This window comes from Vibrio sp. YMD68 (assembly GCF_029958905.1).
GTDB lineage: Bacteria > Pseudomonadota > Gammaproteobacteria > Enterobacterales > Vibrionaceae > Vibrio.
Map to the genome: position 1 here is coordinate 30,816 of NZ_CP124614.1, position 25,055 is coordinate 55,870.

The 25,055-nt window shown below is 45.4% G+C and carries 18 protein-coding genes, 4 tRNA genes and 3 rRNA genes; 16 read left to right on the forward strand and 9 right to left on the reverse strand.

From position 1 onward, the window contains the following. Nucleotides 1-660, forward strand: coding sequence for a hemolysin III family protein (locus tag QF117_RS06085; protein ID WP_282388204.1), 660 nt, complete (start codon nt 1-3; stop codon nt 658-660). A gap of 84 nt (nt 661-744) precedes the next feature. Here the strand turns inward: QF117_RS06085 and QF117_RS06090 are convergent, their stop codons facing one another. The 5 genes from QF117_RS06090 to def form a co-directional block, all read right to left on the reverse strand. Further along, a complete protein-coding gene (locus QF117_RS06090; protein WP_282388205.1) occupies nt 745-2,190 on the reverse strand; it encodes a TrkH family potassium uptake protein in 1,446 nt (481 codons plus the stop codon). 28 nt (nt 2,191-2,218) lie between these two features. After that, on the reverse strand, nt 2,219-3,595 hold the full coding sequence (gene trkA, locus QF117_RS06095) for a Trk system potassium transporter TrkA (protein WP_017034335.1): 1,377 nt from the start codon (nt 3,593-3,595) through the stop codon (nt 2,219-2,221). A gap of 90 nt (nt 3,596-3,685) precedes the next feature. Further along, nucleotides 3,686-4,969 (reverse strand): 16S rRNA (cytosine(967)-C(5))-methyltransferase RsmB, encoded by a 1,284-nt coding sequence (gene rsmB, locus QF117_RS06100; RefSeq protein WP_282388206.1) that lies wholly within the window; start codon nt 4,967-4,969, stop codon nt 3,686-3,688. A gap of 125 nt (nt 4,970-5,094) precedes the next feature. Further along, a complete protein-coding gene (gene fmt / locus QF117_RS06105) occupies nt 5,095-6,042 on the reverse strand; it encodes a methionyl-tRNA formyltransferase (protein ID WP_282388207.1) in 948 nt (315 codons plus the stop codon). A gap of 91 nt (nt 6,043-6,133) precedes the next feature. Next, entirely contained in the window at nt 6,134-6,652 is a 519-nt protein-coding gene (gene def / locus QF117_RS06110; RefSeq protein ID WP_017034332.1) for a peptide deformylase, read from the reverse strand. Between the two features lie 139 nt (nt 6,653-6,791). On the opposite strand from def, the gene QF117_RS06115 reads away from it, so the two are divergent. Genes QF117_RS06115 through QF117_RS06130 form a run of 4 tightly spaced genes read left to right on the forward strand, consistent with a single transcriptional unit; the run spans nt 6,792 to nt 10,166 of the window. Continuing rightward, the gene (locus tag QF117_RS06115) at nt 6,792-7,925 is read left to right on the forward strand and encodes a LysM peptidoglycan-binding domain-containing protein (RefSeq protein WP_282388209.1); all 1,134 of its coding nucleotides are present in this window, start codon (nt 6,792-6,794) and stop codon (nt 7,923-7,925) included. Between the two features lie 55 nt (nt 7,926-7,980). Then, nucleotides 7,981-9,093, forward strand: a complete 1,113-nt coding sequence (gene dprA / locus QF117_RS06120; RefSeq protein WP_282388210.1) for a DNA-processing protein DprA — start codon at nt 7,981-7,983, stop codon at nt 9,091-9,093. 2 nt (nt 9,094-9,095) lie between these two features. Then, nucleotides 9,096-9,572, forward strand: coding sequence for a DUF494 family protein (locus tag QF117_RS06125; RefSeq protein ID WP_017034329.1), 477 nt, complete (start codon nt 9,096-9,098; stop codon nt 9,570-9,572). Between the two features lie 33 nt (nt 9,573-9,605). Further along, entirely contained in the window at nt 9,606-10,166 is a 561-nt protein-coding gene (locus tag QF117_RS06130) for a topoisomerase DNA-binding C4 zinc finger domain-containing protein (protein ID WP_282388211.1), read from the forward strand. A gap of 64 nt (nt 10,167-10,230) precedes the next feature. Here the strand turns inward: QF117_RS06130 and QF117_RS06135 are convergent, their stop codons facing one another. Further along, on the reverse strand, nt 10,231-11,355 hold the full coding sequence (locus QF117_RS06135; RefSeq protein WP_282388212.1) for a 5-(carboxyamino)imidazole ribonucleotide synthase: 1,125 nt from the start codon (nt 11,353-11,355) through the stop codon (nt 10,231-10,233). Between the two features lie 3 nt (nt 11,356-11,358). Beyond that, complete coding sequence (gene purE / locus QF117_RS06140) at nt 11,359-11,844, reverse strand: 5-(carboxyamino)imidazole ribonucleotide mutase (protein ID WP_017034326.1); 486 nt, start codon at nt 11,842-11,844, stop codon at nt 11,359-11,361. Nucleotides 11,845-12,292: 448 nt separating this feature from the next. Here purE and hemF point away from each other — a divergent pair, with 448 nt between their 5' ends. From hemF to QF117_RS06155, 3 genes are all read left to right on the forward strand, one after another. Next, nucleotides 12,293-13,210: an oxygen-dependent coproporphyrinogen oxidase gene (hemF, locus tag QF117_RS06145; protein ID WP_282389429.1), complete on the forward strand. Its 918-nt coding sequence runs from the start codon at nt 12,293-12,295 to the stop codon at nt 13,208-13,210. A gap of 124 nt (nt 13,211-13,334) precedes the next feature. Continuing rightward, nucleotides 13,335-14,168, forward strand: coding sequence for a shikimate dehydrogenase (gene aroE / locus QF117_RS06150; RefSeq protein WP_282388213.1), 834 nt, complete (start codon nt 13,335-13,337; stop codon nt 14,166-14,168). Then, the gene (locus QF117_RS06155; RefSeq protein ID WP_282388214.1) at nt 14,168-14,428 is read left to right on the forward strand and encodes a DUF1488 domain-containing protein; all 261 of its coding nucleotides are present in this window, start codon (nt 14,168-14,170) and stop codon (nt 14,426-14,428) included. The genes aroE and QF117_RS06155 overlap by 1 nt, the downstream gene beginning before the upstream one ends. A 24-nt stretch (nt 14,429-14,452) precedes the next feature. On the opposite strand, the gene QF117_RS06160 is transcribed toward QF117_RS06155, so the two are convergent. Further along, on the reverse strand, nt 14,453-15,004 hold the full coding sequence (locus QF117_RS06160) for a gamma carbonic anhydrase family protein (protein WP_282388215.1): 552 nt from the start codon (nt 15,002-15,004) through the stop codon (nt 14,453-14,455). 638 nt (nt 15,005-15,642) lie between these two features. On the opposite strand from QF117_RS06160, the gene QF117_RS06165 reads away from it, so the two are divergent. The 8 genes from QF117_RS06165 (at nt 15,643) to QF117_RS06200 (ending at nt 23,839) form a co-directional block, all read left to right on the forward strand. Further along, nucleotides 15,643-17,189, forward strand: a 16S ribosomal RNA gene (locus tag QF117_RS06165). Nucleotides 17,190-17,312: 123 nt separating this feature from the next. Then, nucleotides 17,313-17,388: transfer RNA gene (locus QF117_RS06170), tRNA-Glu, on the forward strand. 2 nt (nt 17,389-17,390) lie between these two features. After that, nucleotides 17,391-17,466: transfer RNA gene (locus tag QF117_RS06175), tRNA-Lys, on the forward strand. A 71-nt stretch (nt 17,467-17,537) separates the two neighbouring features. Continuing rightward, nucleotides 17,538-17,613: transfer RNA gene (locus QF117_RS06180), tRNA-Val, on the forward strand. A 359-nt stretch (nt 17,614-17,972) separates the two neighbouring features. After that, nucleotides 17,973-20,861: ribosomal RNA gene (locus tag QF117_RS06185) — 23S ribosomal RNA — on the forward strand. Between the two features lie 87 nt (nt 20,862-20,948). Then, a 5S ribosomal RNA gene (rrf, locus tag QF117_RS06190) occupies nt 20,949-21,064 on the forward strand. The 16S, 23S and 5S rRNA genes sit together here with 4 tRNA genes alongside, the layout of an rRNA operon. A gap of 106 nt (nt 21,065-21,170) precedes the next feature. Then, a tRNA-Ser gene (locus QF117_RS06195) sits at nt 21,171-21,261 on the forward strand. 445 nt (nt 21,262-21,706) lie between these two features. Further along, entirely contained in the window at nt 21,707-23,839 is a 2,133-nt protein-coding gene (locus tag QF117_RS06200; protein WP_282388216.1) for a GGDEF domain-containing protein, read from the forward strand. Between the two features lie 195 nt (nt 23,840-24,034). On the opposite strand, the gene add is transcribed toward QF117_RS06200, so the two are convergent. Beyond that, a complete protein-coding gene (gene add / locus QF117_RS06205; protein WP_282388217.1) occupies nt 24,035-25,036 on the reverse strand; it encodes an adenosine deaminase in 1,002 nt (333 codons plus the stop codon). Between the last annotated feature and the right edge of the window lie 19 nt (nt 25,037-25,055).

Consider the following 25,055-nt stretch of genomic DNA (forward strand, 5'->3'; position numbering starts at 1 on the left):
ATGAACTCTGCGGTTAGCTCGGAATATTCTGTCCGTGAAGAACAGGCAAATGCAATAACCCATGGTCTTGGTGTGCTTTTTGGCATCGCCGGGTTAGGACTCCTACTGCAAAAATCGATATATGCCCAAGGTGATACGCTGACTCTAGTGAGCATGGTTGTTTATGGCGTAAGCATTATTGTGCTTTTTCTGGCTTCAACTTTGTATCACTCTATCCCTTCCCCTAAAGCTAAACGTTGGTTAAAAACCTTTGATCACTGTGCGATTTATTTACTGATTGCCGGCAGCTATACCCCGTATTTATTGGTGAGTCTTCGAACGCCACTTGCGATTGGGTTGATGGCCGTCATTTGGTTAATTGCCTTGTTCGGTGTTATCGCTAAGCTGTTTTTTGTGTACAGGTTTGAAAAGTTGTCATTGATGACTTATTTAGCCATGGGGTGGTTGTCGTTAGTCGTTATCTATCAATTGGCTATCAGTATTGAAGTCGAGGGTCTAATTTTGCTTGCCGCAGGCGGGATTGTCTACTCACTCGGTGTGGTGTTTTATGCCATTAAACGCATTCCTTATAATCATGCCATTTGGCATGTGTTTGTTTTAGCAGGGTGCGTTTGCCACTTTCTTTCTATATATCTGTATGTGGTTCCTGTTTCTTCATAGGGGCAGGAGATAGGGGGCTGTGGCTATTTTATCTCAGGGGTTTTAATGAGTCGGGTTTTGAATAAGTCGGAATACCGTAAACCGCTAGCTTTTCCAAAACGCAGGAAAAAATAGCACGAGTAGAGTTAAAATCTCCAACCTTCCCATTAACATACCAAAGCTTAATAACCATTTAGCGGCATCGGGCAACGGAGCGAAATTACCCGTTGGGCCAATGACAGAACCCATTCCCGGCCCGACATTGGCGACCGCAGTAATGGATCCTGAAATGCTGGTGATAGGATCAAGCCCCATTGTACTCAGCCCAGCGGCAATGAAGATAATGGTAATGAAGAACATTAAGCCAAATGAGACGACAGAACGAACGATATCGTCGTTTACTGGGCGCTGATTGTAGCGCTGAACAAACACTCCATTAGGGTGAATAAGTTTCATCATCTGTTTATTCAGTAGCGCTATCGCAATCTGAAACCGGAAGACTTTAATCCCCCCAGAGGTTGACCCAGAACACGCACCTGCCATCATTAAAAACGCGAAGAGAGTGGTAGGAAGTGCGCCCCAGGCGGTGAAATCTTCTAAACCAAACCCAGTCGTCGTAACAACAGAGACGATATTGAACATCGCAACGCGAAGGGCATCTATGCTCGAATATCCATCTCTCACGACCAGCCATAAGGCAACAACGAAGCTAGAAATTAGGAAGAGATAGGTAAAGCCTCTTGCTTGAGAGTCCTGTAACAGTACGTTGGGCTTACGTTTTTTTAATGCGGTGACGAAGAGCAAAAAGGGTAACCCCCCCAAAAACATAAACAGCGTTGCTACCCAATGCGACCCATGAGAGAAGCTATTCATCGAACCATCAGAGGTGGAATACCCTCCGGTGGACAAGGTGGTAAAGGCATGATTAATCGCCTCAAACAGTGACATACCAGTGACAACAAACCCAATAAAACACAACAGGGTTAGGGTCAGATAAACAATCACGATATTTTTTGCCACGGTTTTGGCCCTAGGGCTGCTTTTATCGGACCAATCGGAGGACTCGGTTTGGAACAGCTTCATACCACCGACATTGAGCATCGGCAGAACAGCGACCGCCATGACAATAAATCCAACGCCGCCTAACCACTGCAATATAGAACGCCATAATAAAATGCTAGGTGCCATGGTATCTAGGCCACTTAATACGGTGGATCCCGTAGTGGTAATCCCAGACATGGTTTCGAAGTAGGCATCGGTGAAACTAATGTGGTTAATAAACACAAAGGGGAGAGCGGCAAACGCACTGGCGATCGTCCAGACGAGGCTAGTGATGAGAAACATATCACGAACACTGAGTTTAAACTTCGCCGTCCGACCCAGTGATAAGCACAAAAAAGCCACAACATGGGTAATCAATATCGATTGACCAAACTCCCAAAAACCAGCAGTACCGGTAAAAAAGGCAACGAGAGTTGGGATGTACATAAATAGGGCTAGTTTTGATAAAAGTAGCCCTATTACAAAGAGTATGGGACGCAGGTTTACCATTCAATGATGCTCCTAGTCGCCATAATATCTATAAGAAAAATGCACTTGGTTGGAATAGTGCTTCTACGTCGGGTACGTATTTTTTGTCGACCAAGAACATCACAACGTGGTCATCTTGTTCGATGATGGTTCTATCGTGGGCGATGAGTACTTCTTCTCCGCGAACAATGGCACCTATGGTTGTACCCGGTGGAAGTCGAATATCGCCAATGGCGCGACCAACGACTTTAGAGGTGGTTTCATCGCCATGAGCAATCGCTTCAATGGCTTCCGCTGCACCGCGACGAAGTGATGAAACATTAACAATATCGGCTCGACGCACGTGGGTTAATAGGGCGGATATTGTCGCTTGTTGTGGTGAGATCGCCACATCAATAACACTGCCTTGCACTAAGTCAACGTAGGCGCCTCGCTGAATCAGCACCATCGCCTTTTTGGCTCCCATGCGTTTCGCGAGCATCGCTGACATGATGTTGGTTTCATCTTCATTGGTTAACGCAATAAACACATCAACCTGATCGATATTTTCTTCCGTTAATAATTCTTGATCGGCGGCATCACCACAAAAAACGATGGTATTTTCAAGATCTTCAGAGAGCTTCTCTGCTCGTTTATAACTGCGCTCAATCAGTTTGACACTGTAGTCTTGTTCAAGGCGTTTCGCTAAACCGGCACCAATATTACCACCACCCACAATCATAATGCGTCGGTAGGGCTTTTCTAGTCGTTGCAGTTCACTCATGACCGCACGAATGTGGTTACTTGCGGCAACAAAGAACACTTCATCGTCTGCTTCAATGATAGTTGTGCCTTGTGGTCTGATTGGTCGGCCTTGACGAAAAATCGCTGCAACACGAGTATCAATATGTGGCATATGATCACGAAGTGCTGATAGTGCATTACCCACTAGTGGGCCACCATAGTAGGCCTTAACCGCCACTAGGCTGACTTTTTGATCCGCAAAACTGACCACTTGCAAAGCACCAGGGTATTGGATTAAGCGTTCAATATAGCTGGTGACGAGCTCTTCGGGAGCAATCAAGTGATCGACAGGAACCGCACCCGACTTAAACAAGGCATCTTTTTCGATTAAATACTCAGGAGAGCGAATACGAGCAACACGATTTGGCGTATTAAAGAGTGTGAAAGCCACTTGGCAAGCGGCCATATTCGTTTCATCCATATTGGTGACGGCCACTAACATGTCGGCATCTTGTGCGCCGGCTTCTCTTAACACGTCAGGGTGGCTAGCGTATCCATTCACGACTCGCAGATCATATTTATCTTGTAGCTCACGAAGGCGATCACCATTTCTATCGACGATAGTGATATCGTTATTTTCACCCACTAGGTTTTCTGCGAGCGTGCCGCCCACTTGACCTGCGCCAAGAATAATGATTTTCATGCCGTTTCTCTTCTATTACTGCTTTAAATCGTAGAATGAAAGTACTCTATTGCACTTTCACTCTGTGCGGTTCTATCTAGCAAGGTAACGTTATGCTAAAGCCTTTTTCAATACAGCGTAGTAGAAACCATCCATATCATTTTCACCGGGAAGAATTTGTCTGCCTGGGGATGATGGTTCTGATCCAATAAGCTCGGCGTTATCTTTGCGATTCAAAAATGCACTCACTTGTAAGCTGTTCTCTTGCGGTGCAATTGAGCACGTTGCATATACCATAGTGCCACCTGGTTTCAATTGCTGCCACATCGCATCCATAATTTCACTTTGCAGTTCTGCTAGCGCTTCGATGTCTGTAGCTCGACGCAGCCATTTGATGTCTGGGTGGCGACGAATAACACCGGTTGCGGAACACGGTGCATCAAGCAAAATACGATCAAATTGCTCACCTTGCCACCACTCTTCTGGGTAACGTGCGTCACCGCAAAGAACATCTGCTTTCAGCTGCAATCGGTCTAGGTTATCGTAAACACGGTCCAGTCTTTTCGCGTCGCTATCAATGGCGACAACTTCTGTATCTGTCGTGTGCTCTAAAATATGTGCGGTTTTTCCGCCTGGTGCGGCGCAGCAATCTAGAATTAGCTCGCCTTCTTGCGGTGTTAAATAATCGACAGACAGTTGCGCTGCTGCATCTTGTACCGATACCCAGCCTTTTTCAAACCCGGGTAATTTGGAGACATCGCAAGGCGTGGCTAACTTTATCGCATCCGATGCTTCTGGATGAACGGTGAATTCAATGTCTTCATTTTTGAGCAGTTCTAGATACTCATCTCGCGTGTGGTGCTGGCGGTTCACCCTCAACCACATTGGTGCTTTGCTGTTGTTAGCCTCAATGATGGTTTCCCACTGCTCTGGGTAACTCTCTTGAAGCATCTTTAAAATCCAGCTTGGGTGGCTATATTTTCCAGCGTTGTGGCTAACGGAGAACGCATCAAGCTCTTCTTGGCTGCGTAGGTAGTTTCGTAACACAGCGTTGATCAAGCCGCTTAAGCTTGGGCCTCGCAGTGTATTGGTTGCTTCAACGGTTTCGCCTACTGCGGCATGAGAAGGGATACGCATAAAGCCAAGTTGGTAGATGCCCACCAGAATCAGATGGTGAAAAACACGCTTTTTGCCTTTGAGTGAATTTTCCATCAGTTCGTTAGCAATGGACTCTAAGCGCGGTAAATAACGCAATGAACCGTAGCAAATCTCTTGCAGCAGGGCGTGGTCTCTCGGGCGGATTGTTTTTTGAGCGGCGGGTAAAGCGTGAGAAAGAGAATGACCCTTGTCGACGACTTGAAAAAGTACGTTAGCTGCTGCTGCGCGAACATTCATTGTGAATACCTTAAAATTAGTGGAGGCGTCTCGGCTTCCTAAAATGTACCGACTTAGCATTGGCTAAGTCGGGGAGTTGCTTTGGTAGTGCTTTATTGGGTCGACCTATCCGATAGAAATCGAGACTAACTGAGCACCGTACCCACCTCAAACCAGCTTGCACGGGCGTTGAGGATATCTTGTACGGGCATGGCTTTTTTACCCGGAACTTGCAGTTGGCTTAGGATGAGAACCTGATTGCCCGTCGCCACGTAAATACCCGTTTTATCGGCTTGAATGATCGTCCCTGCGGGTTGGTCACATGGCTTTTCATCCACTCGGCTTTGCCACACCTTGATGTTGTTGTCAGCGACGGAAAAGTGACTCATTGGCCCAGGGTTAAATGCCCGTACGCAGCGTTCAATGTGCTCTGCGTCGTCTGCCCAGTTAATTCTGGCTTCTTCTTTGCTCAATTTCTTCGCGTAGTTGGCCAACTCATCATTTTGCTTTTCCGCCACAGCCGTGCCAGAAGCAATATCAGCAAGGCAGTCGACCAAAGCATCAGGGCCTAGTTCTGCTAGCTTCTCGTACATCGAAGCACTGGTATCATCGGCTTCAATCGGTAAGGTTGCGATCTTAAGCATGTCGCCCGTATCGAGCCCTTTGTCCATCTGCATGATGGTTACGCCAGTCTCTTTATCCCCCGCCCAAATTGAACGCTGAATGGGAGCCGCGCCGCGCCATCTAGGGAGAATAGAACCATGAACGTTGATGCAGCCGAGCCTTGGTGTATCAAGAACCGCTTGAGGTAGCAGTAACCCATACGCTACAACGACCATGATATCGGCATCTAATTCTGCTAATTGTTGCTTTGCTTCATCAGACTTAAAGTTTTCTGGCTGATAAACAGGAATGTTGTTTTCTAATGCCATGTTTTTTACTGGGCTCGCGGTCAGTTTTTTACCGCGTCCTGCTGGGCGATCTGGCGGAGTATAAACAGCAATGACTTCATGTACCGAAGACAACAACGCCGCCAAGTGACGGGCGGCGAAATCTGGAGTACCTGCAAAGACAATTCTCAAAGACTGGCTCAAGGTAGGCTTCCTTTTTTAATGATGGTCTTTAGCTATCAATAATATCTTGTCATCAATAGCCGGTTTAGCTGTGTTTGTTGCTAGGCCGTTATTATCGGTTCGCTTGCTTTTCGTTAAAGCGTTTAATTTTTGCTAGCTTATCTTGGATACGCTTGCGCTTTAAAGGAGATAGGTAATCGACAAAGAGTTTCCCTTTGAGGTGATCCAGTTCGTGCTGGACACAGATAGCCAGTAAGTCATCCGCTTCAAAGGTAAATTCTTCACCATCGCGGTTGAGCGCTTTTACTGACACTTCTGCCGCGCGTGATACTAAAGCACGTGAACCAGGAACCGATAAACAACCTTCTTCAATGCCATCTTCACCGCGCTTTTCAGTGATCTCTGGATTGATAAGCACCATAGGCTGATCGCGTGTGTCAGAAACATCAATCACGACAATACGTTGGTGAAAATCAACTTGTGTCGCAGCGAGGCCAATACCTTCTTCTTCGTACATGGTTTCAATCATGTCATCGACGAGTTTTTGAATTTCAGGTGTTACCTTTTCTACTGGCTTAGCGACAGTGCGTAAGCGGTCATCGGGGAACGTTAATACTTGTAATACAGACATATACACTCTAAATGTTGAACTGTGCCGAATCGGCCTAAAGGTGGTTGGGTCAATTCTAGACATTTTAGACCCTAAATGACAGCATCCAAACGTGAATAATCGAATTATTGATTACTTTTAAGACTAAAGGAATGAGGCTATGCCGCGCATTAATCATTGGGTTCTTATGCTTTCTTTTTCAATTCTAATGTTCGTTTCTTGGTCTGTTTTTGCAAGCAAAAGTACACTATTAACGCTAAAAGAGGGCGCCCCTAAGACTTATACGGTCGTCAAAGGCGATACACTTTGGGATATCTCTGCCCTGTATTTGAACAGCCCATGGCTTTGGCCTAAATTGTGGAGGAACAACCCTGAAATAGACAACCCTCATTTAATCTACCCTGGAGATAAGCTCACCTTGGTTTGGCTAAATGGTCAGCCTGTCTTGAGCTTAAAACCCATGGTGAAAATGAGCCCCAAGGTCAGGGTGTTGGATAAACAAGCCGTTCCTACGCTTAAGGAGAGTCTGGTTGTCCCTTATTTGCAATCTGATCGACTCGTCAGCCTAGAGACGCTCAGTTCAGGCAGTAAAGTCTTAGGGTCGAGTGGTGGTAAGAAATTTTTAACGTCTGAGGATGCGTTGTTTATCTCTCGGACAACAAACGAACGCCATTGGGGTATCTATCGTGTTGCGAGTGAATTTAAGCGTGACACTCAAACTATGGTGGCACTGCAACGCATTGCCAGCGCGCAACTTGAAAAGCAACAAGAAGATTTTACCCAATTGAAGGTGCTCACTCAGGCCAATGAAATTTGGCTCAATGATATTGCACTTCCTGACATTACGGTCAAGAGTCACGGTTTATCAACCACCTTTTATCCGCTACCCGCCCCTGATGAGACGATGGCGAAGATTTTAGGGGCGCTTAATGGCAGTCAGTACTCGGTAAAAAATCAGGTGGTTATTATTGATAAAGGTTCTGAAGACCAAGTTATCCAGGGCAGTATGTTTCGGTTGCTTCAGCCGGGGGTGAATGTGTATCAACAACAGGGTAAATATAGTTATACCGATGAATCTAACGCCTCTGAACTTCGCTTGCCTGATACCTCCATTGGCAGTTTAATTGTTATCCGACCTTACCGTTATTTCAGCTTAGCTCTCATTACAGACAGCAAGGCGCCTATCAGTAGCGAGGCTTTGCTCGTGTCTCCAAATCATTCATTGAAAAAAACAACCAATACCACGGATGAGCTTTCTATTATTAATGAACGTTCAATTGTCGACGAAGGCTAGTCATGACGTTGTTCACAAAGAGAGCGCTGCCCATTAAGGTTGTTAGTCTATTCTTATGTTAGAACGGGAGCTCGCCGCTTGGTTGGCGCTATCTTTTACCCCAAAGGTCGGCAGTAAAGCTCTCGCTCGGCTTATTGCGATTGACGCACCGTGTAATTTGATGGATAGAGATACGGAATCGTTGTCTTCTCTTGGTTTATCTCTTGAGCAGATTACCTATTTTAAGCAAGGCTCTGAGCGTGATGTGGACCTGTGTATGGAGTGGTTCCAGGCATCCAATCATCATATTTTGACGCCTCTTGATGAAGAATACCCGCCTTTACTTAAAGAGATAGCCCTACCTCCGCCAGTTTTGTTCGTTAAAGGCGATGTCACCACACTGTCTCATCCACAAATTGCTATGGTTGGCAGCAGAAATGCCAGTATGGAAGGATTGAATAGTGCTCAGTCTTATGCGAGTCGCTTTGTTCAGCATGGGTTAGTGGTGACGAGTGGTTTGGCTTTGGGGATTGATGGCTATGCTCATGATGGGGCGCTGAGTGCTGACGGAAAAACCATTGCCGTGTTGGGTTCGGGATTGGATCAAATTTACCCATCTAGGCACAAGAGCCTAGCAGGACGAATCATAGAATCAGGGGCTCTGGTGTCTGAGTTCGCTCCACAGGTTAAGCCAAGGCCAACGCACTTTCCGCGCAGAAACCGCATTATCAGTGGTTTGTCGGTTGGGGTGCTGGTCGTTGAAGCGGCAGAAAAAAGTGGCTCACTGATCACCGCAAGATACGCTGCAGAACAAGGGCGAGATGTGTTTGCGATTCCAGGCTCTATTTATAGCGGTAATAATCAAGGGGGGAATGCACTGATTAAAAACGGCGCTTGTTTGGTTCAAAATGAACAAGATGTTTTAGATGAAATCGATACTTTGGTAGACTGGTCGATTAAACAACGGTTCAGCAGTCAAGCTGAGCTGTTTGATCAAATAGAGAGTGAACAAGAATTGCCATTTCCACAACTGTTAGCTAACGTAGGGGTAGAGGCTACGCCAGTTGATATTCTCGCGAGCAGGACCAATATACCTGTTCATGAAGTCATGATGCAGATCCTAGAGCTTGAGCTTTCAGGGCATGTTGTTGCAGTTTCCGGTGGCTATATTCGAAATGGGAGGGGCTAGCTATGATGATGGACATACTGATGTATTTGTTCGAAACCTATATCCATAGCGATGTGGAATTACAAGTGGACCAAGATGAGCTTGAAGATGAACTTCTTCGTGCGGGGTTTCACGAAAAAGATATCTATAAAGCCCTTCATTGGTTGGAAGAGCTGGCATTACTTCAACAGAGTGATGAGCACTCGGCTATTTCTACCTGTGCAGCGACATCAATGCGCATTTACACAGCAAAAGAGATGCAGCGGCTTGATTTAGAGAGTCGTGGCTTTTTACTGTTTTTAGAGCATATTAATGTGCTTACAACAGAAACGCGTGAAATGGTGGTTGATCGCGTGATGGGGCTAGAAACCAACGAATTTGAATTGGATGATTTGAAGTGGATTATTTTGATGGTGCTGTTTAATGTACCTGGAAATGAAAATGCTTATACGCTAATGGAAGAGCTGTTATACACAACCGAGCAAGGTATTTTGCATTAAGTTGCCATCTTTTATTAACCACTTAAGAGCCCAATGAGCAGTAAAATTGATCAACATTTATTTTCGAACCACGAGCATGCGCTAGAGCATGAACCTTGTCCTAATTGTGATGGAGAACTTCAACTTCGCCATGGCAAACACGGCCCTTTTTTAGGTTGTAACCAATACCCTAGCTGTGATTTTATTCGACCATTGCATCAAAATGATGGGCACATAATCAAACCATTGGGTGTGGCTTGCCCATTGTGTACAAACGAGTTGGTTTTACGCCAGGGGCGATATGGGATGTTCATTGGCTGTAGTGACTATCCCACTTGTCATCACATTGAGTCATTAGAAGACAAAAGTGATGACAAAGCACCACAGTACGCGTGTCCTGATTGCGGCAAAGGACATCTCGCTGAGAGGAAAACACGCTTCGGCAAGGTATTTTATGCATGCGATTGCTACCCTAAATGCAAATTTGCTGTGAATTTGCCCCCCGTTAAAGGTCGCTGTGAGCAGTGTGGTTTTCCATTATTAGTTGAAAAGAAACTCGCCAGTGGGGTTAAGCTGCAATGCGCCGACAGACGTTGTCATCACATTCAGAAATAAATAAAAAATGACGCAATAGCGTCATTTTTTATTTGGTTTTCACATGGGTTACTGACGCTAAACATTAATTTTTAGCCAGTTCATGAATAGCGGGGTAAGCACGTTCATTGAGAACCTTAGCCAGAGAGGCCAAAGTCAGCTTAAGTTCTGTGGCTGTTTGAGCTGAAACATTGATGTGGCCCATTTTTCGACCCGCCCTCTTTTCTTTTCCATACCAATGTATATGACAGCCTTCCGTAGAAAGCAGAGCGTCTGGTAGTTTGTCTTCACCCAGTATATTGATCATCGCAGTAGGACGGATAAGCTTAGTTGACCCTAAAGCCAGACCACAAACAGCGCGTAGGTGGTTTTCAAATTGACAGGTTTCTGCACCTTGCTGAGTCCAGTGTCCGGAGTTGTGCACTCGCGGAGCTATTTCGTTGACCAGTAGTTGCCCATCAACATCAAAAAACTCTAACGCAAGAACGCCCACATAATCTAGGCGATTGGCAATCGCTGAAAACATCTGCAGTGCTTGGCTTTGCAGTTGGGGATCATCAATAGCTGTTGATAAGCTGAGTACGCCATTGGTGTGAACGTTTTCCGCTAATGGGTAAACGGCAATGCTGCCATCTTTTGCTCTTGCTCCCACAAGAGAGACTTCTCGATTAAACGGAATGAAGGCTTCTGCCACAATCGATTGAGAAGGAGAAGAGGCGATACATTCAGCCATTTCAGACCAGATGGCATCAACGTCTTTTAGCGATTTAAGACGCCATTGACCTTTTCCATCATACCCGCCTAACGCACTCTTCAACACCATTGGAAGCTTCACAGACTCAATAGCGGCATCAAAATCTTCACGGGTATTCACGATGTAATAGTCAGCATTTCTCACTTGGGCTTGATCAAGCAGCGCTTTTTCTATTCGTCGGTCACCACCCGCCTTGATTGCTTCTGTCCTGGGAAGGAACTTTCCACTTTGTTCACAGATATCGAGCACATCATGTGGAATGTGCTCAAATTCAGCCGTGATCACATCGGCTTGTGCAATGGCATTTTCTAATCCTTGACCCATTACCGCCAGGGTCAAAGGGTGAACAATAGTTGCACTGTTCACGTCAAAGGCAGATATCTCAATATTAAGTGGTGCGCCAGCCAGTGACATCATTCGAGCAAGTTGACCTGCACCTAATACCAATACGTGCATGGTTTAGTCCTCAGCAGGATTCGGGTTGGCAAGGACGGTGTCGGTTTGTTCTGTTCGGAACGCTTCAACTTTAGCCATGACTGTCTCATCGTGTGTGCCGATGATTTGTGCAGCTAGAATTCCAGCATTGGCCGCACCGGCTTCACCGATAGCCAAAGTACCCACGGCGATCCCTTTAGGCATTTGTACAATGGATAACAATGAATCCATCCCTTTAAGAGCGCGAGATTGTACTGGAACCCCTAATACCGGAACACTGGTAAAGGCCGCAGCCATTCCTGGTAAGTGAGCAGCCCCGCCCGCTCCTGCGATGATGACTTTAATGCCACGCTCTTTTGCAGTAGTTGCGTAATCCGCGAGTAGCTGAGGAGTTCTGTGTGCAGAAACGACCTTGGTTTCGTAAGGGACACCAAATTGGTCTAGCATCTCTGCTGCTAGTTTCATGGTTGGCCAATCTGATTTAGAACCCATAATAATGCCGACTTTCATCTCAAACTCCTTCAAGCTTCAATAATTAGGTGAGTGGATATTTTGGGCGCATTATACGGGTAAAACCTCATCAAGCAAACGTTTGCGTTGGTGTTAAAAGAAGAATCATACAATTTGTAAACAAATACCTTATGCACGGATTGTGATTATTTGTACACTTACCGTGCTCACTGCTGATAAATCAGAGTCAGGGTGCTAACCCGACGGGGGTTTACTTCGTGCATTACCATTTCTGAAGTTTAGCCGCTACTGGGTGATAAACGGTTTGACATACTCGAATGGAAAACGAGTAGAAGAGATAAGCCGAGTGAGTTATAGAGATGCCAAAACCTCAAAGGTCGTAAGGCAAGGCTGACCATTTCGATAGAGAATGTACGATATAGCAAGTTTGATAAAGAAAGTCAGATGAAGTCAGAAAGATAACCAAAATCAGCGTTGGATAAAAATGATGGCAAGTATTGATAAGCACAAAGTGAAGCAGTTTCTATTATCACTGCAAGATAACATCTGTTCCGCACTAGAACGGGCGGATGGCACGGCTAAGTTTGAACATGACGATTGGGAGAAAGGTCCGAGTGAGCGACTTGCTGGTGGTGGCCGAACAAGAGTCATGCGCAATGGGCATGTTTTTGAGCAAGGTGGTGTTAACTTCTCACATGTATTGGGTGAACAAATGCCAGCATCAGCAACGGCGCACCGACCAGAGTTAGCAGGCCGAAAATTTGAGGCGATGGGTGTTTCGTTAGTGATGCATCCTAATAACCCGTACATTCCGACATCTCATGCTAATGTACGCTTTTTTATTGCTGAAAAAGAGGGCGAGGCTCCGATTTGGTGGTTTGGTGGTGGTTTTGATTTAACGCCGTTTTATCCTTTTGAGGAAGATTGTCAGCATTGGCACAATGTTGCCAAAGATATTTGTGAGCCTTTTGGTGCCCAGGTCTATGCTGAGCATAAAGCTTGGTGCGATAAATACTTCTTCTTGCCTCATCGCAAAGAAACTCGGGGCGTTGGTGGTTTGTTTTTTGATGATCTCAATCAGTGGGGCTTCGATCAGTGCTTTTCTTATATGCAAGCGGTGGGTGAGGGCTTTACTGATGCCTACTTGCCTATTGTTGAGCGAAGAAAAGAGACGCCATTTGGTGAAAGAGAGCGTGAGTTTCAGCTTTACCGTCGTGGACGTTATGTTGAATTCAATCTGGTGTATGACAGGGGAACGCTGTTCGGATTGCAAAGCGGAGGGCGGACAGAATCGATTCTGATGTCGATGCCACCATTAGCTCGCTGGGAATATGCCTACCAGGTAGAAAGTGATTCTCCAGAAGCGGCGCTTTACGATCACTACTTAAAACCTCGAGATTGGTAATCGGTCGCTTTCTATAGGCTTTCTTCTATATGTAGTTTCTTCTGCCTAGAGTTAGTGATAGGGTCATATTTTAAGGCACATGTCTTTTAGTATGACTCTTTTAAATTTCTGATAGGTTAAGGATATGACTCAGCAAATAGATCGTTACGTGGTTTTCGGCAATCCCATTAAACAAAGTAAATCTCCCTTCATCCATACTCTATTTGCGCGCCAAACCAACCAGCCTCTTACTTATGTGTCTGCTTGTCCACCCAAAGATGGATTCAAACAAGCGGCAACGCTCTTTTTTTCAGAAGGTGGCAAGGGCTGTAATATTACGGCGCCTTTTAAAGAAGATGCTTATCAATTCGCTGACCGTTTAACCGAGCGAGCACAGTTAGCAGGTGCCGTGAATACACTAAAGAAATTAGATGATGGAGAGATCATTGGTGACAATACCGATGGTGAAGGGCTCGTCCAGGACCTCCTTCAATACCAAGTGCCTTTGAAAGGTGCTCGTATTCTACTGATTGGCGCCGGTGGGGCTGCAAGAGGTGTCATCAAGCCGCTTTTGGATCAAAACCCAGCTGAAATCATTATTGCCAATCGAACCCATGCAAAAGCTCAACAGCTTGCAGAGATGTTTGAACCTTATGGAAATATTAAAGCGATCAACATTGGGGAGGTGGATGAATCTTTCGACGTCATCATCAATTCTTCTTCATCGGGCTTAACTGGCGACTTGCCAGCAATATCTCCAGCAATATTTTCTCCTTACAGCGTTGTTTATGACATGGTGTATGGCTCAGGAAAAACGAAATTTAACCAATGGGCGACAGAGCACTTAGTGTCAGCCACCTATGACGGTTTAGGAATGCTCGTCGGCCAAGCCGCAGAAAGTTTTATGCTATGGAGAGGATTGAGGCCTGGCTCGAGACAAATCCTAAGAGAGTTACGTAAAAACTTGGAAGGTCTTTAATGAATCAGTCTATTTTATTTCCAGACATGCAGAATTGGGATGAGAATTTAGAGAGGGTGAGCTTCCCTGCTCAACAAGCCGGTGCATTAATTGAATGCTATATATCGATGGAGCAACTAGAAAAATTATCGGCTCAAGAAGTTAAGTCACCACAACAAGCGCTTGATGTGTTTAATCAGTACCGTTTTGATATTGAAGAAATAGCAGAAGAAAAAATAGAGCAAGAAGAATGGACCTCTTCTGGCTCTATTGATGTGTAGGTCTAACTCAGGCAAAGACGGAGCTTAGAGTGGAATAGAAGTGACTTCATTAATATAGTCGTTTTTGTTCTGAACATAGTTATCTGACGATTTTTGCAAGAACGCACGCTCTTTATCCGTTAAAGGGCGTGCTTGTTTTACTGGGCTACCCACATAAAGATAGCCACTCTCTAATACTTTATTCGGTGGAACAAGGCTGCCTGCACCAATCATCACTTCATCTTGAATAACCACGCCGTCTAATACGATTGCACCCATACCAACGAGAACTCGATCGTGGATAGTACATCCGTGAAGCATGACCTTATGACCAATCGTCACGTCATTACCAATAATCAGAGGGTAGCCACTTGGGTTTTCCGCATTCTTATGGGTAACATGAAGAACGCTACCATCTTGTACATTGCTACGTTGGCCAATGTGAATATGGTTTACATCCCCTCGAGCAGCAACAAGCGGCCAAATACTCGAATCGTCACCAATTTTTATATCACCGACTAAAACAGAACTGCTATCTATATAGACACGATCACCAATTTGCGGGCTGATACCTTTATAACTACGAATAGAATTCATATTGTTCTCCTTATTGATGATGATTAAACGGTAAATTTGGTTGAAATAGTAGCAAAAATCGGCCTCTTTGATTGAAAACTAATCGAGTGAATAAAAAAAGCAAAAAAACCGAAAAAAGCACTTGCCAACGTGACGGCGATCTCTATAATGCCCCCTCGCTGACACGGGAAAGCATCACAACTTCGGTTTTGATAGTCGAGTTAGCAAGGTCAAATAGCTTAAGCCAAGTGCTTAAAAAAGTTTTGAAAAAAGTGGTTGACACTAAAACTTAAATCGCTAGAATGACCGTCCGCTTAGAGAAGAACACTTCGACAAGCAACGCTCTTTAACAATTTAAACCTATCAATCTGTGTGGGCACTCGTTGATGATAATCCAATATGTTTTTACCTAGGTAAAAACAGTTTCTTCGGAAACAACTTTGGTTTCAATGAACTGAGTGACCAATTCAATTTGGTACAGCCTTGAGCTGTTTGATTTCACTTTTTAAAGTGAAAACCAAAAAGAGCACAGTCAATTCATTATCTTTCTGTTGGAAAGATAATAGCTTTAGAATTACAGGTTTATCTTCGGATAAATCCTAGTTTTGAAGTCAGTATTCGTTGAGCCGAGCCCTATTTATTTAGGGAATCAAAATCTTAAATTGAAGAGTTTGATCATGGCTCAGATTGAACGCTGGCGGCAGGCCTAACACATGCAAGTCGAGCGGTAACAGAAAGAAAGCTTGCTTTCTTTGCTGACGAGCGGCGGACGGGTGAGTAATGCCTAGGAAGTTGCCCAGTAGAGGGGGATAACCATTGGAAACGATGGCTAATACCGCATAATCTCTTTGGAGCAAAGCAGGGGACCTTCGGGCCTTGTGCTATTGGATACGCCTAGGTGGGATTAGCTAGTTGGTGAGGTAATGGCTCACCAAGGCGACGATCCCTAGCTGGTCTGAGAGGATGATCAGCCACACTGGAACTGAGACACGGTCCAGACTCCTACGGGAGGCAGCAGTGGGGAATATTGCACAATGGGCGAAAGCCTGATGCAGCCATGCCGCGTGTATGAAGAAGGCCTTCGGGTTGTAAAGTACTTTCAGTCGTGAGGAAGGGGGTAAGTTTAATACGCTTATCTCTTGACGTTAGCGACAGAAGAAGCACCGGCTAACTCCGTGCCAGCAGCCGCGGTAATACGGAGGGTGCGAGCGTTAATCGGAATTACTGGGCGTAAAGCGCATGCAGGTGGTTCAATAAGTCAGATGTGAAAGCCCGGGGCTCAACCTCGGAACTGCATTTGAAACTGTTGGACTAGAGTACTGTAGAGGGGGGTAGAATTTCAGGTGTAGCGGTGAAATGCGTAGAGATCTGAAGGAATACCAGTGGCGAAGGCGGCCCCCTGGACAGATACTGACACTCAGATGCGAAAGCGTGGGGAGCAAACAGGATTAGATACCCTGGTAGTCCACGCCGTAAACGATGTCTACTTGGAGGTTGTGGCCTTGAGCCGTGGCTTTCGGAGCTAACGCGTTAAGTAGACCGCCTGGGGAGTACGGTCGCAAGATTAAAACTCAAATGAATTGACGGGGGCCCGCACAAGCGGTGGAGCATGTGGTTTAATTCGATGCAACGCGAAGAACCTTACCTACTCTTGACATCTAGAGAAGCCAGCGGAGACGCAGGTGTGCCTTCGGGAGCTCTAAGACAGGTGCTGCATGGCTGTCGTCAGCTCGTGTTGTGAAATGTTGGGTTAAGTCCCGCAACGAGCGCAACCCTTATCCTTGTTTGCCAGCACGTAATGGTGGGAACTCCAGGGAGACTGCCGGTGATAAACCGGAGGAAGGTGGGGACGACGTCAAGTCATCATGGCCCTTACGAGTAGGGCTACACACGTGCTACAATGGCGCATACAGAGGGCAGCAAGCTAGCGATAGTGAGCGAATCCCAAAAAGTGCGTCGTAGTCCGGATTGGAGTCTGCAACTCGACTCCATGAAGTCGGAATCGCTAGTAATCGTGAATCAGAATGTCACGGTGAATACGTTCCCGGGCCTTGTACACACCGCCCGTCACACCATGGGAGTGGGCTGCAAAAGAAGTGGGTAGTTTAACCTTTCGGGGAGGACGCTCACCACTTTGTGGTTCATGACTGGGGTGAAGTCGTAACAAGGTAGCCCTAGGGGAACCTGGGGCTGGATCACCTCCTTATACGATGATTTTCACGATGAGTACCCACACAGATTGATGGTTTAAAATGTAAAGAGAAAGAAATATCTCCCAAGATATTTCAACAGTTTGTTTTCACTTTTAAGAAGTGAAAGTAAATCTAGTGTCCCGTTCGTCTAGAGGCCTAGGACACCGCCCTTTCACGGCGGTAACAGGGGTTCGACTCCCCTACGGGATACCATTGGGTCGTTAGCTCAGTTGGTAGAGCAGTTGACTTTTAATCAATTGGTCGCAGGTTCGAATCCTGCACGACCCACCATTCTTCTCCACAGGAAGATGGCTTTTTATTGTCACTTTTTTAAAAAGTGAAAATAGAAAGAAACTTAATGTGGGCGATTAGCTCAGTTGGGAGAGCACCTGCCTTACAAGCAGGGGGTCACTGGTTCGAGCCCGGTATCGCCCACCACTCTCTAAAGACTTTTGGATGTTGACTTCCAAACCAATTCAGTAAAACGAATATGGTTCGGATTCTTGTCGACGAAAGTCATTAGAAAGTGCTTTAACTTGAAAAAGTAAACACTCGCTCTTTAACAATTTGGAAAGCTGACGAACAACGACTGTGATTGGTTGTTGTTCAAATAAAAGTTCTCAAATCCTATTCTCTTTTAGAGACTAGGTACCAACACACATTCAAGTGTTCTTGGAAACAACCATGACTCGTCATGATTGTTTATATTTGAGTCCGGCAAAATCGAACGTCTCTCACTCATAAAATAGAGAGACAACTTGGTTGTTTGCCATACATAAGACCTCTTGGGGTTGTATGGTTAAGTGACTAAGCGTACACGGTGGATGCCTTGGCAGTCAGAGGCGATGAAAGACGTAATAACTTGCGATAAGCCCAGATTAGGTAGTAATAACCGTTTGAGTCTGGGATTTCTGAATGGGGAAACCCACGTGCATAAGCACGTATCGTTGTGTGAATACATAGCACAACGAGGCAAACCCGGGGAACTGAAACATCTAAGTACCCGGAGGAGTAGAAATCAACCGAGATTCCGAAAGTAGCGGCGAGCGAAATTGGAGTAGCCCTTAAGCTTTTAATGATGCAGGTGAAGAGTCTGGAAAGTCTCGCGATACAGGGTGATAGCCCCGTAACCGACACATCATAATCAGTGAAATCGAGTAGGGCGGGACACGTGATATCCTGTCTGAATATGGGGGGACCATCCTCCAAGGCTAAATACTACTGACTGACCGATAGTGAACCAGTACCGTGAGGGAAAGGCGAAAAGAACCCCTGTGAGGGGAGTGAAATAGAACCTGAAACCGTGTACGTACAAGCAGTAGGAGCCCACTTGTTGGGTGACTGCGTACCTTTTGTATAATGGGTCAGCGACTTAATTTTAGTAGCAAGGTTAACCGTTTAGGGGAGCCGTAGGGAAACCGAGTCTTAACTGGGCGTACAGTTGCTAGGATTAGACCCGAAACCAGGTGATCTAGCCATGGGCAGGTTGAAGGTTGAGTAACATCAACTGGAGGACCGAACCGACTAATGTTGAAAAATTAGCGGATGACTTGTGGCTAGGGGTGAAAGGCCAATCAAACCTGGAGATAGCTGGTTCTCCCCGAAAGCTATTTAGGTAGCGCCTCGGACGAATACTACTGGGGGTAGAGCACTGTTAAGGCTAGGGGGTCATCCCGACTTACCAACCCTTTGCAAACTCCGAATACCAGTAAGTACTATCCGGGAGACACACGGCGGGTGCTAACGTCCGTCGTGGAGAGGGAAACAACCCAGACCGCCAGCTAAGGTCCCAAAGTATAGCTAAGTGGGAAACGATGTGGGAAGGCTTAGACAGCTAGGATGTTGGCTTAGAAGCAGCCATCATTTAAAGAAAGCGTAATAGCTCACTAGTCGAGTCGGCCTGCGCGGAAGATGTAACGGGGCTAAGCTATACACCGAAGCTGCGGCTGCATACTTTGTATGCGGGGTAGGGGAGCGTTCTGTAAGCGGTTGAAGGTGGTCTGTAAGGGCTGCTGGACGTATCAGAAGTGCGAATGCTGACATGAGTAACGATAAAGGGGGTGAAAAACCCCCTCGCCGGAAGACCAAGGGTTCCTGTCCAACGTTAATCGGGGCAGGGTAAGTCGACCCCTAAGGCGAGGCCGAAAGGCGTAGTCGATGGGAAACGGGTTAATATTCCCGTACTTCTTATAATTGCGATGGGGGGACGGAGAAGGCTAGGTGGGCCTGGCGACGGTTGTCCAGGTTCAAGTACGTAGGCGGAAAGTTTAGGTAAATCCGGACTTTCTTAACGCTGAGATACGATGTCGAGCCACTACGGTGGTGAAGTCATTGATGCCATGCTTCCAGGAAAAGCCTCTAAGCTTCAGATTATAAGAAATCGTACCCCAAACCGACACAGGTGGTCGGGTAGAGAATACCAAGGCGCTTGAGAGAACTCGGGTGAAGGAACTAGGCAAAATGGTACCGTAACTTCGGGAGAAGGTACGCTCTTGGCGGTGAAGTCCCTTGCGGATGGAGCTACTAGGAGTCGCAGATACCAGGTGGCTGCAACTGTTTATTAAAAACACAGCACTGTGCAAAATCGTAAGATGACGTATACGGTGTGACGCCTGCCCGGTGCCGGAAGGTTAATTGATGGGGTTAGACTTCGGTCGAAGCTCTTGATCGAAGCCCCGGTAAACGGCGGCCGTAACTATAACGGTCCTAAGGTAGCGAAATTCCTTGTCGGGTAAGTTCCGACCTGCACGAATGGCGTAATGATGGCCACGCTGTCTCCACCCGAGACTCAGTGAAATTGAAATCGCTGTGAAGATGCAGTGTACCCGCGGCTAGACGGAAAGACCCCGTGAACCTTTACTACAGCTTGGCACTGAACATTGAACCTACATGTGTAGGATAGGTGGGAGACTTTGAAACTTCGTCGCTAGATGGAGTGGAGTCAACCTTGAAATACCACCCTTGTACGTTTGATGTTCTAACGTTGGTCCCTTATCGGGATTGCGGACAGTGCCTGGTGGGTAGTTTGACTGGGGCGGTCTCCTCCCAAAGAGTAACGGAGGAGCACGAAGGTGGGCTAAACACGGTTGGACATCGTGTGGTTAGTGCAATGGCATAAGCCCGCTTGACTGCGAGAATGACAATTCGAGCAGGTGCGAAAGCAGGTCATAGTGATCCGGTGGTTCTGAATGGAAGGGCCATCGCTCAACGGATAAAAGGTACTCCGGGGATAACAGGCTGATACCGCCCAAGAGTTCATATCGACGGCGGTGTTTGGCACCTCGATGTCGGCTCATCACATCCTGGGGCTGAAGTCGGTCCCAAGGGTATGGCTGTTCGCCATTTAAAGTGGTACGCGAGCTGGGTTTAGAACGTCGTGAGACAGTTCGGTCCCTATCTGCCGTGGGCGTTGGAAGATTGAAGGGGGCTGCTCCTAGTACGAGAGGACCGGAGTGGACGAACCTCTGGTGTTCGGGTTGTCACGCCAGTGGCATTGCCCGGTAGCTAAGTTCGGAATCGATAAGCGCTGAAAGCATCTAAGCGCGAAGCGAGCCCTGAGATGAGTCTTCCCTGGCACTTTAAGTGCCCTAAAGGGTTGTTCAAGACTAGAACGTTGATAGGCAGGGTGTGTAAGTGCTGCGAGGCATTGAGCTAACCTGTACTAATTGCCCGTGAGGCTTAACCATACAACACCCAAGGGGTTTTGTGGACTCAAATAGAACATTGAATGTGTGATTGAACTTTTATAATCAGTTTTCCGAATTAAGAATTTGCTTGGCGACCATAGCGTTGCGGACCCACCTGATCCCATGCCGAACTCAGAAGTGAAACGCAGTAGCGCCGATGGTAGTGTGGGGCTTCCCCATGTGAGAGTAGGACATCGCCAGGCTTTAATTTTATTTTCACTTTTTAAAAGTGAAGACAAAAAGGTACCGTTATTTGCTCACGCAAATAACAAACATCATCAGTGTACTAATCTGACGATGAAGATTTACGGAGAGATGGCTGAGTGGTCGAAAGCACCGGTCTTGAAAACCGGCAAGGGTTTGTAGCCCTTCTAGGGTTCAAATCCCTATCTCTCCGCCACATTGAGAAGCCCAAGTCGAAAGACTTGGGCTTTTTTACGTTTAAAGTAATGCCAATTCAACTAATCCCAACCCCATTAATTACGTGATCTAATAAAGGCTCTTAAAGGCGTCTTCGTGAAGCACGATTTTCAGAGTCTTATTCATTCCACACCTCATGCTTAACTTGGAGTGGCTCATCTTGCGTTTTTGGTATAAATCTACCTTTTTAAAACGTTGTCTCCCTAAATAATGACTTCATCTTGGTATGAAGTACAAAGGCCAGTTTTTAATAGATTGTTCCTATCTCAAGTTTAGACCTAATAGATAAAGACACTGACAACGTGATACCTGACCAGTATTGAATGTTAATTGCAGCGATCAAGTTATGAGGGTTAGTTTTTGGATATATTGATAAATATGTATGATAATTAAGCCATACATATTTATTATTCAATAGTGCGCTAATGACAGAACCCTCTATTTTACATACTACTGCTTTGTATCATGCTGCGGTGTCGTTATTAGAACTTAGCAAGCAGGATAAGAGCATCAATGAGCTGGCATGCAGTTTATCAGTTCTTTTAAAGCAAACTTTGCCTGTTGAGGGCGTACAGATTTGTGATTTATCGAATAATAAATTGAATTTTTCTTATGATGGTGAAACCTTAACCAAGGATCTGCTGGGTGAACAACTCGATTCATTCTTCTATTTAGTCTCTTCAATTAACGAGAAAAAAGGCATGTTAACCGTGCCTTTAAGTATGCTAAGTAAAGAGAGGATGTTGAGCCAAAAAAATAAACGTTCTTACGACATTTGTACGTTAAGTTCCGACAATCAAGGGCATTTCGCACTGGTTGTTGTTTATCATCCCGAAAGTGAGTGGCGAAAAGAGCCACAAGATTTACCAATGTTTGCGTTGATACTGCAAAATATCTGGCAGCAACGACTATCAGAGATGTCGTCACAAAATCATCGGAATCTGATTGATACACAGTACAACATCATACTCAATCAGCTTCAGGGTGAAACGAAAAAAAATCAGGCGATGGAGATTGTAGCTACTGCTCTCGCTGAGCTGGCGGCTTGTCGTGATGAATATCAGTTGTTACAGCAAAGCATTCAAATTTTACATGAACGGTTAGGAATCGATAGAGCCGGTGCGTTTGTTATTGATATAAAAGAAAACGAATATCGTGGTGTGTACGGTATCGACCCGGATGGAAAATATCGCGATGAAAGCCAAGATGTGTATAAATTTTCACATTTATCCCCCCCCTTTTGTACGGTACTGACTGATCCGGAAAAGGTGCTCCATGTAGAAAATGATGTAACGCTATATTATATCGATCAACCTATTGGTATAGGTTGGAACGGTATGGTAGTGCTTCGAAATGAACAAGAAGCATTAGGCTGGTTTGCTATGGACAATCTCTGGAACAAACAACCATTCGATGTAAATTTGAATGAAGCGTTTAATATTTTTGGTAAAACCATCGCCCGTTTTCTTGTGGAAATTCGTCATAACTCTCAGATAAGAATGCTAGGTAAAGCACTGAGCTTTATGTCTCGGGCGGAAAACAGACACGATCTATGTCGTCATGCGGTGCAGTTCGCGGTCGAACAGTTAGATATTGATAGGGTTGGCATTTTCCTCCCTATTGATGGCGATATCAGTCAGATACAAGGTACTTTTGGCGTTGATGCCGAAGGCAAAATTCGAGACGAATCGCATATTATTTTAGCTATGCCGGAAAGCGAACTCAATCTACTGGCACAAGAGACACCAAACCAGCTATTTGTGCTTGATGACACTCCTTTATATTACGATAGCAAGGTGGTGGGGAAAGGTTGGAATGCGTGTATTCTAGTGCGTGTTAATGATGTGGACACGGTTTGTGTCTTTGCTGATAACTTATTGCATAAGCGAGTATTAACCAGTCAACGGAAACAACTGCTACAGCTGTTTTTTAATAATGTCGGTGAAATGGTGATGCGTATAAGCAGTCAAGAATCGTTGATTGAAGCCAATAATTTATTAGAGAAACGAATCGCAGAGCGAACTCATGAGCTTGAAATCGCCAATAAAAAATTAAGCAATATTGCACAACAAGATATGTTGACCATGCTTAAAAATCGGCGAGCTTATGAAGAGGTATTGATCAAACAATGGCAAGCTCAGTGGCAATCTAAAGGTTACTTATCTTTAGCTGTTATGGATTTAGATGGCTTTAAAATGGTGAATGATACTTATGGCCATCAGGCCGGCGACGAGCTGCTGCAGTTACTGTCAAAGTACCTACAGATATTTTTTCATCGACCTTCAGAAACAGTTTTTCGGATTGGCGGTGACGAATTTGCTATCCTACTCATCGATTTTACTCCAGAAGCAGCGTTTGCTCATTTAGATAAATTACGCAAATGTTTTCGTGACATCTTGGAAGAGCAATATAAATCAGTGACGTTGTCTATTGGTTTAGTGTCTACTATTCCCAATAGTGAAAAAGTTCAAGAAGGTCTTTTTTCACAAGCTGATGAAGCACTCTATCAAGCTAAAGAGCAAGGTAAGAACTGCTGTATGAGTAAAACAATTAAGTAAAAAACGCCCCATATTCCTATTCTAAGTGCCAAAAAAAGCAGAGAAGAGTGGGGGTAGATGAGTTGCGAGACTGCACTTTTGATAAGGGTTGGTCACCCTACATATATTAAAAAGCCTCTGATTCACAGAGCTCTTCGAAAGAGATATGAAAAAGAGGCTTTTTAGTATTATGCTATTTATTGCTTTAAATCGGCTCTAACGCTGATTGACTTTATCTTTCAGCGCTTGTTTTTCTTGTTCAGAGATAAATGCCAGATCCAAACCATTAATTTGAGCTTGTTTAATTTGAGCTTGGCTTAGGCCTGCTTGTGGTGCAGCCACTTCGTATTCGTAAGGCAACTCTATACCTTCTACAGCCGGATCATCGGTGTTTAGACACGCCAAAACGCCGTGATCTAAGAACTGTTTAATGGGGTGATTTGTTAAAGACTCAACTGTGCTTGTTTGGAAATTAGAGGTTAAGCATGACTCTATTCCAATACGGTGCTCTACAAGGTAATCCATTAATTTCGGATCATGAATGGCTTTAACGCCGTGTCCAATGCGAGTTGCTCCAAGCTCTTGAATTGCTTGCCACATGCTTTCTGCGCCTGCTGCTTCTCCCGCATGAACAGTGACATTCAGGCCCGCATCACGAACTTGTTTAAAATGACTAATGAAGCGATCTCCGGGTTGACCCAGTTCATCTCCAGCTAAGTCGACGGCAACAATATGATCTTTCTGAGTTAAGATCGCATCAAGTTCTTGCTGGCAGGCATCGATACCAAATGTGCGGCTCATAATACCGATTAGATTGGCTTGAACACCAAAATCACGGACGCCAGCTCTAACACCATCAACCACAGCTTCAACGACACCCTCGACAGGCAGTTTGTGTTTCATGGCCATGTAGTACGGTGAAAAACGCAGCTCAGCGTAATCAATTTGTGCATTCAGAACATCTTCAACATTTTCGTAAGCAACACGACGACAAGCGTCAAGATCGCCCAATACGGCCACTCCCCAGTCTAGTTTTGATAGAAAAGCGACCAGTGATGGCTCAGCTTCAACGATCTGTACGTGAGGAGTTAGGCTTTCAATATCATAAGCAGGAAGAGAAACGCCAAACTTTTTTCCAAGGTCTAATATGGTCTGAGTACGAATATTGCCGTCGAGATGACGGTGCAGATCAGTTAAAGGGATGTTCTTTGTAATCATTGTAATCATTCCAATTGCT